Below are 11,489 nucleotides of genomic sequence, written 5' to 3' on the forward strand. Positions count from 1 at the left end.
TATGGATGCAAAACAAGCACTGCTCTGGATGGAGATATTTAACAAGAAAATTCAAGAAAACAAAGATTATTTGAGTGAGCTTGACTCTCCTATCGGAGATGGAGATCACGGGGGCAACATGGCGCGAGGAATGGCTGCCGTCATGCAGGAGCTATCTGAAAAAGACTATGAGACTGCGGACCAAGTCTTTAAGGTGGTTGCCATGCAACTTCTCAGCAAGGTTGGCGGTGCTTCCGGTCCTCTCTACGGCTCTGCCTTTATGGGGATTACTAAAGCCAGTCAAGCCGGCACTGATTTGGCAGACATGCTACAAGCAGGTTTGGACATGATCCAAAAACGCGGCAAGGCTGAATTAGGCGAGAAAACCATGGTAGACGTCTGGATTCCTGTTATTTCTGCCCTAAGAGAAAGCCAACTGACAACGGAAATTATCCATAAAGCCGTTCAAGGAACAAAGGATATTGCTGCAACCAAGGGACGCGCGTCCTATGTTGGAGAAAGGTCTATTGGACACATTGATCCAGGCTCTTTCTCATCTGGACTTCTCTTTGAAGCCATGCTGGAGGCAGGACTATGACAAAGGTTGGTATCTTACTCGTATCCCATTCAAAAAATTTGGCCCAAGGAATCATCGACCTAGTATCTGAAGTCGCGAAAGATATTCCCATCACCTACTGTGGCGGACTAGAAGATGGTAGCATCGGTACCAGCTTTGAAATCGTACAAGAGCGAGTTGAAGCCAACCCTGCTGATACCCTCCTTGCCTTTTTCGATCTAGGTAGCGCCCGAATGAACATGGAACTTGCTGCCGATTTTACAGACAAACAAATTCTTATCCAGACCGTACCAGTCGTCGAAGGTTGCTATACTGCCGCAGCTCTCTTACAGGCTGGAGCTGACTTGGAGACTATTCTTGAACAATTAAAAGAACTGACAATCAATAAATAGGAGGTCATTATGAATCTGATTGGAGAATTACTTGGAACTTTCATACTAGTATTACTTGGAAACGGTGTGGTTGCATCCTGCATCCTCTCTAAAACCAAGGCTGAAAATAGCGGCTGGCTGACCATCGTACTAGGATGGGGCATCGCTGTAACAATTGCCGTCTACGTATCAGGAATTTTTGGACCTGCCCACCTGAATCCAGCTGTCACTATCGCAATGGCATCTATCGGCTCCCTACAATGGGCTCAAGTCCCAGGCTTCCTACTTGCCCAATTTGCTGGAGCAATGTTGGCATCCATCGTCCTCTATCTCCATTTCTACCCACATTGGCAGGAAACAAAAGATAGCGGAACAATCCTTGCTACCTTCTCTACTGGACCAGCTCTTCGTCACACAGCTTCAAACTTGCTCGGCGAGGCTCTTGGCACAGCTGTCTTAGTCATGGGAATCCTTGCAATTGGCCCTAACAATGTCAGCGCTGGCCTCGGTCCAATCATCGTGGGACTTATCGTATTTGCAATCGGCTTCTCACTAGGATCTACAACAGGCTACGCAGTCAATCCAGCTCGTGACCTTGGTCCTCGTATCATGCATGCCATCCTTCCAATTCCAAACAAGGGAGATTCTGATTGGTCCTATAGCTGGATCCCAGTTGCTGGCCCAATTCTTGGAGGAGTCGCAGGAGCTATCCTCTATAACCTCCTACTAAATATGTTATAAAAAAATAGGCTTGGTTTTAGTCACCAAGCCTTTGATTTTTGTATCGTCGTTTCGTTTACTTTTAAGTCTAAACAACAAGCTAAACCCTGTCCTAAACCGGAAATATGCAAGTAACATCTCTTCACTCGTCGAAGCAATTCACGATACATAAAAATTATGATATCAACAAAGTCTTGGCTATCATCAACCAAGTCTTTTTCTGTTATTCATTTTCTTTTGTAAGGATTTGCAAGGTTTCAAGGAGTTGGTCCACATGGACTTCCACAGTATCACCTGTGCCCTTGATTTTCACTTCGACAATGCCGTCCGCTGCTTTCTTACCAACAGTCACACGGATTGGCAAGCCAATCAAGTCACTGTCAGAGAACTTAACGCCGACACGCTCATTACGGTCATCTGTCAAGACTTCATAGCCTGCACCAACCAAGCTCGCTTCGATAGACTGAGTCAATTCCATTGCCGCTTCATCTTTGACATTGACTGGAATCAAATGCACATCAAACGGTGCCAATTCTTTAGGGAAGTTGATTCCCCAAGCGTAACGGTATTCGCCTTTTGGTGTCTTGTTAACAAAGAGGCGAGCGTGTTGTTCAAGAACGGCTGACAAGAGGCGGCTAACACCGATTCCGTAGCACCCCATGATAATCGGCATAGAACGACCATTCTCATCCAAGATGTTGGCATTCATGCTGTCAGAATAGCGTGTACCGAGTTTGAAGATGTGACCAATCTCGATACCACGGGCAAAGTTGAGAACCCCGTGTCCATCTGGAGAAGGTTCACCTTCCTTGACTTCACGAATATCCACATACTCAGTCACTTGGAAATCACGTCCCGCATTGGCACCTGTGTAGTGGAAACCGTCTTCGTTGGCACCGACAACAGCATTTTTCACATCTTGCACCTTGCGGTCTGCAATAATCTTGATGTTTTCTGGCAAGCCGACTGGTCCAAGGGAACCAAAACCTGCACCGAAGATTTTTTCAGCATCCGTTTGGCCTGCTACATCAAAGAAATCTGCTCCGAGGTGGTTTTTCAATTTGACATCGTTCACTTGATCATTGCCAACAAGGAGGGCAACAACTGGCTCGCCATCTGCCATAAAGAGCATGGTTTTGATAGTTTGCTCTTCCGCAACATTCAAGAAGGCAGCAACTTCGTCGATCGTTTTAGCATCTGGCGTCGCTACTTTAACCAAGTCTTCTTCAACTACAACTGCTGTACTTGGTTTATATTCGCTAGTTGCCATTTCAAGGTTGGCAGCGTAGCCTGATTCGCTAGAGTAGGCGATGGTGTCTTCACCAGACACAGACCATGCCAAGAGTTCTGCCTTGATCGCTTCAAGAACATCCTCTGGGATTTCCTCAAAAGAAGCAACCGACTTGTCCAAGACAACCCAACGGTCCAGGTCAGTACGATCTGGAGTTATAGCCATAAACTCCTGACTATCCTTACCACCCATGGCACCACCGTCACCGATGATAGCTTTGAACTCCAAGCCTGCACGAGTGAAAATCGCCTCATAGGCACGCTTATAATCATCGTAGGTCTGGTCCAAGCTCTCGTAGCTAGCATGGAAGCTGTAGCCATCTTTCATGATGAACTCGCGACCACGGAGAAGACCGTTACGCGGGCGTTTTTCATCGCGGTATTTTGGCTGGATTTGGTAGATGTTGAGCGGCAACTGTTTGTAAGACTGGACCGCATCACGCGCCAAAAGAGTCACCGTTTCTTCGTGAGTTGGTCCCAAGATAAAGTCAGAACCTTCGCGGTTTTTGAGCTTGTAAAGATCGTCGCCATATGTTTCATAACGACCTGACTCACGCCAAATGTCCGCTGACAAGAGAGCTGGAGCCAAAAATTCAATAGCATCAATCTTATCAAACTCCTCACGCATGATGTTTTTTGCTTTTTCAATCACACGGTTAGCCAATGGCAAGTAGCTGTAAATACCAGCCGAAATCTGACGGACATAGCCCGCACGTAACATCAAAGCGTGGCTAATCACCGACGCATCCGAAGGCATCTCCCGCAAAGTAGGGATAATCATTTTAGACTGTTTCATAGTTAAGATATAAGTGCGTTAAGAAAACGAAACGAAAATAGGAAACCTAACGCAGTGCCTTTGGCACTAGGCAGGTTTATCTTTTTCGTAAAGTTTTTAGCACGCATTCAGTTCCTTTCATCATTTGTTTGACAGGAAGACACGGTTTCAGCCCGCATTCAATTCCTTTCGTATTTTTCAGAACATCCTGCGTTTAGCACGCATTCAATTCCTTTCATAAATTTCAAATTATCTTAGAAGAAGACTCTTATAATATCATTCCAAGTGACTACTATCATAAGAACCACCATAACGGCTACACCTGCTAGAGTGATATAAGATTCCGTCTCTGGTTTGAGTGGTTTTCTGCGAATAGCTTCCAGAATATTCATAACAATCTTACCACCATCCAAGGCTGGAATTGGAATCAAATTAAAGATTCCAAGGTTAATGGAGAGCGCAGCCATTAGCCCTAATACAGAAACCAAACCAAATTCAGCCGCTTGAGAACTTACTTTGTAAATAGCAACCGGTCCCCCCAACTGCTTAACATCAAAGTTTGCAATTAGATTCTTCAAAGCTGTTACAACCCTAAGAGCTGTCGCTCCCGCTTCTTGGAAACCACCGACAATTTTATCAACGAAACCAGTTTTCAAAATCGGTGAAATACCAATTCGATAGGTCCCATCTACTTGTTCAGCAGTAACGGAAACATGACGGTTTTTCCCATCATGCTCAACAACCAAATCAAAGCTTGGGGCTGTTGTTGCATCTGTCGCTGCTTTGCTAATAATCGTTGCAACTTCTGTGTAGCTGTCTGTCGCGTTCCCATTGACCGAAAGAATCTTGTCCCCTGTGACAACACCCACAGCCTGCAAAGCACCACCTTCAGTAATACTTACTGCATTGCTTGATGGGTTGGCAACCCCGCCTTGCATGAAGAACAAAATAATAAATACTAGAATCCCTAGAATAAAATTATTCATGGGCCCCGCAAAGTTGGTCATCAACCGACCCCAGACTGTCGCATTTTGATACTGAACATCAAGTGGAGCAATCCGAACTTCTGTTCCATCTTCCTCTACAATCGTGGCATCGTGATCAACCTTATAGGTCTTGCTTTCTTCCAAGACCAAGCCTGTGATTTCCAATTTTTCTTCAAAGTCAAAACTGGTTACATTCATTGGCAAACTGAGACTATCCAGTTGCTTACCAGACAAATTAATCCGCGTCACAACACCAGCTTCATTCAAGCTGAGGCTGGCAGGACTACCTGTCTTAATCTCTGTCTTATCTTCACCCCATCCAGCCATTCGAACATAGCCACCTAGAGGAAGAATACGGATGGTGTAAAGCGTCCCATCCTTACCCGTATGAGCGAAAATTTTGGGACCCATCCCAATCGCAAATTCCCTCACAAGGATACCCGCTTTCTTGGCGAAGTAGAAATGACCAAATTCATGGACAACCACAATCACACCAAATATAAATATAAATGCTAAAATTCCCTTCATAGTACCTCCTTAAAATAATCCAAAGAAGTGCATGATTGGAAAGACAAAAATCATACCGTCAAAACGATCCAGGATACCGCCGTGTCCTGGAATAATTTTTCCAGAATCCTTCACACCAAAATGGCGTTTAATAGCACTTTCTACTAAGTCTCCGAATTGTGAGAATATCGAGAAAATCACAACTAACAACAACATCATGCCAAATGAATAGCCCGCCAACAAGGACTTATCGACAATCAAGAAAATGATAGCAACTACCACCGCAGAAAGAATACCGCCTACAAAGCCTTCAACCGTTTTATTTGGTGAAACCTTGGGCAATAATTTTCTCCGACCAATCTGACGACCGATTAAGTAGGCACCAATGTCTGTTGCCCAGACTAAACAGAGGGCAAAGAAGACTTTATTGAGCCCATCCATACGAGCCAGTATCAAACTATGAAAGCCGATACCAACATAGAAACTTGAGGCAATTGGAAAGACCACATCGGAATAGTTGTAATGGCCGATATTAAAAACCGTCGAACCAAGCAGTAAAAATACTACAATGGCGTAGGCTGTGTAATTTCCATCCGTCGGTAAAAATGTCAGATAATTCTGGAGCGGAAGAGCCAAGACTAAACTGGCCAACATAGCTAGGACACCCTCGATAGAATTTGGTGCTAGGCGATGCATTTTAATCAATTCAGCCGTAGCAATGATAGCTAACAGGCCTACAAAAAATTGAAATGCCATCCCACCAGCCAACAAAAAGGGAATGAAAATAGCTAGAGCAATGCCGCCAAATATCACTCGTTTCTGTAAATCGTTTGTCATACCTTCTCCTTATACACCGCCAAAACGTCTGTGGCGACGGTTGTATTCTTTAATCGCTAATTTAAGTGCTTCTCCATCAAAATCAGGCCAAGCAATATCTGTAAAGTACAGCTCGCTGTAGGCTGTTTGCCACGGCAGGAAGTTGCTAAGACGAAGTTCACCACTTGTACGGATAACTAGATCGGGATCGCGTAACGTTGGTGATAAGGTTCCTGTATAGAGGTAATCCGCTATTAATTTCTCATCAATATCACCAGGATTGAACTTGGCATCCAAGACATCTTGCGCAATAGCCTTGACTGCGCGAGTCACCTCATCACGACCGCCATAGTTCAGAGCGAAATTGAGAATCAAACCAGTGTTACTCTTTGTCTTTTGTTCAGCTTTATAAAGCGCATTGAGAGTCGGAACAGGAAGTTTGGAATGGTCACCAATCATCTGAATTTTGACATTATTGGCATGGAGTTCTGGAACATACTTATCATAAAACTCCACAGGTAAATTCATGATAAACTTCACTTCTTTTTCCGGTCGAGACCAGTTTTCTGTAGAAAAGGCATAGACAGTCAACACCTTTACTCCCAAATCAGAAGCCGTCTTGGTAACCTTTTGAAGTGCATCCATACCAGCCTTATGCCCCATAATACGTGGCTGCATCCGCTTTTTCGCCCAACGGCCATTGCCATCCATAATCACAGCGATATGCTTAGGGACTTCAATTGCTGTTTCAATGCTTTCTTTCTTTTTAAAATTAAATTTAAACATGGTATTTTCCTTATTGTATAATCGTTTCATTATACCATATTTTTACCTAGGATAGCAAAAATCAGGCAGGGCTAAAACAAGAGAAAACCAAGGTTTCCCTCGGTTTTTCATCCTTATTCTTCAATTGCAGATTCTGGAGTCGCTTCTGTCGTTTCAACTGCCACTTCTTCAACAACTGCAGATGTAGTACCTGAACTTGCTACACGATTACGAATAGCACCACGTTCAAATGTCAAATAAACACCATCAACATCGAGAACAACCTTTTTATCATCGATTTCATCGACAATACCAAATAGCCCACCAATGGTCACAATTTCATCACCTTTTTTGATTTGATTTAGTGCTTCTTGACGTTGTTTTTGTTGTTTACGTTGCGAATAGAACATAAAACCAATCATGGCAACCATGACAAGCGGCAAAAATAAACCTTCCATTTGTTTACCTCTTTTATTGTTTGATAAGCATGATTATATCAAATTCTGGACAAGAAAGCAAAATTCGACCAAACAGAAAAAGACCGAACTTTCGTTCAGTCTTCGCACACTATTTTGCGCTCCATACACTCTCAAGGATGTTGGTCTGTTCACGACCAGGACCTACTGAGAAGGTTGAGATACGAACGCCTACCAATTCGCTGATACGACGAACATAGTTGCGAGCCGCTTCTGGCAATTCATCCAGGCTACGCACACCTGTGATGTCTTCAGACCAACCTGGCATTTCTTCATAGATTGGTTTGCAACGTTTGAGTTGCTCCAAGCTTGCTGGGTAGTGGTCAATACGCTCACCATCCAAGTCATAAGCCACGCAGATTTTCAACGTTTCAAGACCTGACAAGACGTCAATCGAGTTGAGGGACAAGTTGGTAATACCTGACACACGGCGGCTATGGCGCATCACCACTGAGTCAAACCAACCGACACGGCGTGGACGGCCAGTTGTCGTACCGTATTCCTTACCGATTTCGCGGATACGGTCTCCGATTTCATCGTGCAATTCAGTTGGGAATGGTCCGTCACCAACACGGCTAGTGTATGCCTTACATACACCAACAACCTTGTCAATCTTGCTTGGGCCGACACCGCTACCGATGGTCACACCACCAGCAACTGGGTTTGAAGAAGTAACGAATGGATAGGTACCTTGGTCAATATCCAACATAACCCCTTGCGCCCCTTCAAACAAGACACGTTTACCTTGATCGAGAGCATCGTTCAAGATAACAGAGGTATCTGTTACATACTTTTTGATTTCTTGACCATAAGCATAGTATTCTTCAAAGATTTCATCAAACTCAATCGGAGTTGACTCATACATTTTCTCAAACAAACGGTTTTTCTCAGCCAAGTTTGTTCTCAAACGCTCCGCAAAAATCTCCTTGTCCAAGAGGTCTGCAATACGGATACCGACACGAGCTGCCTTGTCCATGTAAGCAGGACCGATACCCTTGTTGGTTGTACCAATCTTGTTCTCACCTTTAGACTCTTCTTGCAACTGGTCCAATTTGATGTGGTAAGGCAAGATGACATGTGCGCGGTCTGAAATCCGCAAATTGTCTGTTGTCACACCTGAATCATGGAGATAATTGATTTCCTTGACCAAAGATTTTGGATTGACAACCACACCATTACCGATTACAGAAATCTTTTCTGGGAAGAAGATTCCTGACGGAATCAAGTGCAATTTATACTTGGTGCCGTCGATAACGATGGTATGTCCAGCATTATCTCCACCTTGATAACGCGCGATTACTTCAGCATTAGCAGATAAGAAATCTGTGATTTTACCCTTACCTTCGTCGCCCCACTGGGTTCCTACAACAACTACTGATGTCATATTCACTCTTTCTCTGAACTGACTGACCAGCCCAGCCTTTCTTCTACTTCTGGCAGGAATCTCACCTGCAAGTTTCGTTTTACACACTATTCTATCAAAAAACGAACATTTTTTCAAGAAATTCCAATAATTTCATATATAGCGAATGTTTTTATTTTTTTAAAAGTATATTTCAAAAAAATCCGATTAAACACACGAGATAGACATGTGTAAATATGCTTTTGACAGAGAAATCCGAAGTCTTTGTTTGCTTTCAATGATTTTCAGTACATTTTTCACGAGAAACGTAGCAGAAATTTGTATTTGCCCTCCAATCTAGATAAAATTGGAATAAGACTTTGACAGAAATATAAAGGACTTAGTATGTTACAAAAATTATCACCAAACAGCCCCATTCTTCAGGCTACTTTTGGAATTGAGCGCGAATCACTTCGCATCAATTCAAACCACAGAGTTGCACAAACTCCCCATCCTCATAAACTGGGTTCTCGTAGCTTCCACCCCTATATCCAGACAGACTACAGCGAGCCACAGTTAGAATTGATTACACCAATCGCTCAGTCGACTAAGGAAGCTCGTCGCCTACTGGGAGCCATTACAGATGTTGCCGCACGTTCTATGGATAAGCAAGAATACCTCTGGCCCCTATCCATGCCACCTGTGATTTCAGAAGAGGAAATCCAAATTGCTCAACTAGATAGCAACTATGAGTACCAATATCGTGTCGGTTTAGGGGAACGCTATGGTAAGCTCGTCCAATCTATGTCTGGCATCCACTATAATTTTGAATTAGGAAAAGACTTAACACAACAACTTTTTGAATTAAGCGAGAAAACAGACTTTATCGCATTCAAAAATACCCTCTACCTCAAATTAGCACAAAACTTCCTCAACTATCGTTGGCTCTTAACTTACCTATATGGGGCAAGTAGCCTAGCCGAAAAAGGATTCCTAACTACGGAAGTCGGTTGCGTCCGTTCCATTCGTAATTCCAAGTACGGCTATGTCAACTCCGATGATGTTCATATTTCCTTTTCTTCTCTCGAACAGTACGTGGATGACATCGAACAAGCTGTCCAGTCTGGTCAACTATCCGCTGAGAAGGAATTTTACTCAGCTGTCCGCCTCCGTGGTGCCAAGACTAGCCGTGACTACCTCAGCAAGGGGATTTCTTATTTAGAATTCCGTTCCTTTGACCTTAACCCCTATGACCCGCTTGCTATTAGTCAGGAAACCCTTGATACAGTCCACCTCTTTATCTTATCTCTTCTTTGGCTAGACCAACTGACAGATGTTGATAACACCCTATCAAAAGCAGATATACTGAACAACCTCATCGCCCTTAGCCACCCACAGACACCTCTAGCTAGCGAGGCCGATGCCACGCCAATCTTGACAGCCATGAAAGCCATAGTTGCCCACTTTGGACTGGATGACTACTATGGCCAGCTCATTGCACATGTAGAGGCCGCTCTTCAAGACCCACATCTGACCCTTTCCGGAAAAATAGCAGAGCAGGTTGAAGATGGGTCTCTAGAAAAGTTTGGTCAGCAGCAAGGACAAGTCTTCCATGACTATGCTTGGACAGCCCCTTACGCCCTCAAGGGCTATGAAAACATGGAACTCTCCACTCAGATGATTCTCTTCGACGCCATTCAGCTGGGCTTGAACGTGGAGATTTTGGATGAGGAAGACCAGTTTCTCAAACTCTGGCATGGTGACCATGTCGAGTACATCAAAAATGGTAACATGACCTCCAAGGACAACTACGTCATTCCTCTCGCCATGGCCAACAAGGTCGTGACCAAGAAAATCTTGGACCAGGCTGGTTTTCCAGTACCTGCGGGAGCTGAATTTGCAAACAAGACAGACGCCCTGCGGTATTATGGACAGGTAGCCAGCTCTGCTATTGTTGTCAAACCAAAGTCCACTAACTTCGGTCTCGGCATCTCTATCTTCCAAGAACCAGCCAGCCTTGCGGACTATGAAAAAGCCCTTGACATCGCCTTTTCAGAAGACAGCCATGTACTAGTGGAGAAATTCGTGGCAGGAACCGAGTACCGTTTCTTCGTCCTGGACGGCAAGTGCGAGGCTGTCCTGCTCCGCGTCGCAGCCAATGTCGTGGGGGACGGTAGCTCAACCATCCGTGAATTGGTGGACCAAAAAAACCAAGATCCACTGCGTGGGCGTGACCACCGTTCACCGCTGGAAATCATTAACTTGGGCGACATCGAACTGCTTATGTTGGAGCAACAAGGCTACACACCCGATACAGTTTTGCCAGAGGGCGTTCAAGCCTTTCTGCGTGGCAATTCCAATATCTCAACGGGTGGTGACTCCATCGATATGACCGACCAGATGGACGAGTCCTACAAGCAACTGGCCGCTGATATGGCGACTGCTATGGGAGCTTGGGCTTGCGGTGTGGACTTGATTATCCCCGACCGCACCAAGCCAGCCAGCAAAGACAAGCCCAACTGCACCTGTATTGAGCTCAACTTCAACCCTGCCATGTACCTGCACACCTATACTTACGCAGGACCTGGACAGAGCATTACACCGAAGATTTTGAAAAAATTGTTTCCAGAGCTATAGTTTTCCATTTTCCTTACTTTGTTAGTACTTACTTCAAAGATTCGTGGAGCTTTTGAAGGCTGGAGATAGGGCAAAGCGAGTTCGCCTCAATAGCGGCAGGTTGCTAGAACATTCTAGGTTGGAAATAAGACTTGCCTTTCTATAAAGTACGGCAAAGCGAGTTCAAACAAACCAGTGGATTGTTTGAAGCGGGAAATCCAGAAACGGAGTTCCTCTTGCGTCGAAGTAAAAAAGTCAACTAAAGGACT

The 11,489-nt window shown here is 44.5% G+C and carries 10 protein-coding genes; 4 read left to right on the plus strand and 6 right to left on the minus strand.

What is annotated here, in order from left to right:
• Position 1 precedes the first annotated feature (1 nt).
• Genes dhaL through K5Q34_RS05515 form a run of 3 tightly spaced genes read left to right on the plus strand, consistent with a single transcriptional unit; the run spans position 2 to position 1,668 of the window.
• Positions 2–577: a dihydroxyacetone kinase subunit DhaL gene (gene dhaL, locus K5Q34_RS05505; RefSeq protein WP_221864644.1), complete on the plus strand. Its 576-nt coding sequence runs from the start codon at positions 2–4 to the stop codon at positions 575–577.
• The gene (gene dhaM, locus K5Q34_RS05510; protein ID WP_002938758.1) at positions 574–948 is read left to right on the plus strand and encodes a dihydroxyacetone kinase phosphoryl donor subunit DhaM; all 375 of its coding nucleotides are present in this window, start codon (positions 574–576) and stop codon (positions 946–948) included. The genes dhaL and dhaM overlap by 4 nt, the downstream gene beginning before the upstream one ends.
• A 9-nt stretch (positions 949–957) precedes the next feature.
• On the plus strand, positions 958–1,668 hold the full coding sequence (locus K5Q34_RS05515; protein WP_024395675.1) for an MIP/aquaporin family protein: 711 nt from the start codon (positions 958–960) through the stop codon (positions 1,666–1,668).
• 202 nt (positions 1,669–1,870) lie between these two features.
• Here K5Q34_RS05515 and K5Q34_RS05520 read toward each other — a convergent pair whose 3' ends face one another.
• The 6 genes from K5Q34_RS05520 to K5Q34_RS05545 form a co-directional block, all read right to left on the minus strand.
• Entirely contained in the window at positions 1,871–3,733 is a 1,863-nt protein-coding gene (locus K5Q34_RS05520; protein WP_105136495.1) for a proline--tRNA ligase, read from the minus strand.
• Between the two features lie 233 nt (positions 3,734–3,966).
• Entirely contained in the window at positions 3,967–5,226 is a 1,260-nt protein-coding gene (locus tag K5Q34_RS05525) for an RIP metalloprotease (protein WP_172115464.1), read from the minus strand.
• 9 nt (positions 5,227–5,235) lie between these two features.
• Positions 5,236–6,042: a phosphatidate cytidylyltransferase gene (locus K5Q34_RS05530; RefSeq protein ID WP_014638692.1), complete on the minus strand. Its 807-nt coding sequence runs from the start codon at positions 6,040–6,042 to the stop codon at positions 5,236–5,238.
• Positions 6,043–6,051: 9 nt separating this feature from the next.
• The gene (locus tag K5Q34_RS05535; protein ID WP_013730586.1) at positions 6,052–6,807 is read right to left on the minus strand and encodes an isoprenyl transferase; all 756 of its coding nucleotides are present in this window, start codon (positions 6,805–6,807) and stop codon (positions 6,052–6,054) included.
• A 113-nt stretch (positions 6,808–6,920) separates the two neighbouring features.
• Positions 6,921–7,244 (minus strand): preprotein translocase subunit YajC, encoded by a 324-nt coding sequence (yajC, locus tag K5Q34_RS05540; RefSeq protein ID WP_014638693.1) that lies wholly within the window; start codon positions 7,242–7,244, stop codon positions 6,921–6,923.
• Positions 7,245–7,353: 109 nt separating this feature from the next.
• Positions 7,354–8,646 carry an adenylosuccinate synthase gene (locus tag K5Q34_RS05545; protein ID WP_002937782.1) on the minus strand — a complete coding sequence of 431 codons (1,293 nt, stop codon included), beginning with the start codon at positions 8,644–8,646 and terminating at the stop codon, positions 7,354–7,356.
• A gap of 363 nt (positions 8,647–9,009) precedes the next feature.
• Here K5Q34_RS05545 and gshAB point away from each other — a divergent pair, with 363 nt between their 5' ends.
• Positions 9,010–11,241 (plus strand): bifunctional glutamate--cysteine ligase GshA/glutathione synthetase GshB, encoded by a 2,232-nt coding sequence (gene gshAB / locus K5Q34_RS05550; protein ID WP_221864645.1) that lies wholly within the window; start codon positions 9,010–9,012, stop codon positions 11,239–11,241.
• The last annotated feature ends 248 nt before the right edge of the window (positions 11,242–11,489 follow it).

Origin of the sequence: Streptococcus sp. 2018110, from assembly GCF_019754115.1 — a bacterium.
Classification (GTDB): Bacteria; Bacillota; Bacilli; order Lactobacillales; family Streptococcaceae; genus Streptococcus; species Streptococcus hashimotonensis.

Bases quoted from the DNA above. Each gene is read 5' to 3' on its own strand.
- K5Q34_RS05535 (WP_013730586.1), bottom strand. From the start codon at position 6,807: ATGTTTAAATTTAATTTTAAAAAGAAAGAAAGCATTGAAACAGCAATT.
- yajC (WP_014638693.1), bottom strand. From the start codon at position 7,244: ATGGAAGGTTTATTTTTGCCGCTTGTCATGGTTGCCATGATTGGTTTT.
- K5Q34_RS05525 (WP_172115464.1), bottom strand. From the start codon at position 5,226: ATGAAGGGAATTTTAGCATTTATATTTATATTTGGTGTGATTGTGGTT.
- K5Q34_RS05530 (WP_014638692.1), bottom strand. From the start codon at position 6,042: ATGACAAACGATTTACAGAAACGAGTGATATTTGGCGGCATTGCTCTA.
- K5Q34_RS05520 (WP_105136495.1), bottom strand. From the start codon at position 3,733: ATGAAACAGTCTAAAATGATTATCCCTACTTTGCGGGAGATGCCTTCG.
- gshAB (WP_221864645.1), top strand. From the start codon at position 9,010: ATGTTACAAAAATTATCACCAAACAGCCCCATTCTTCAGGCTACTTTT.
- K5Q34_RS05545 (WP_002937782.1), bottom strand. From the start codon at position 8,646: ATGACATCAGTAGTTGTTGTAGGAACCCAGTGGGGCGACGAAGGTAAG.
- dhaL (WP_221864644.1), top strand. From the start codon at position 2: ATGGATGCAAAACAAGCACTGCTCTGGATGGAGATATTTAACAAGAAA.
- dhaM (WP_002938758.1), top strand. From the start codon at position 574: ATGACAAAGGTTGGTATCTTACTCGTATCCCATTCAAAAAATTTGGCC.
- K5Q34_RS05515 (WP_024395675.1), top strand. From the start codon at position 958: ATGAATCTGATTGGAGAATTACTTGGAACTTTCATACTAGTATTACTT.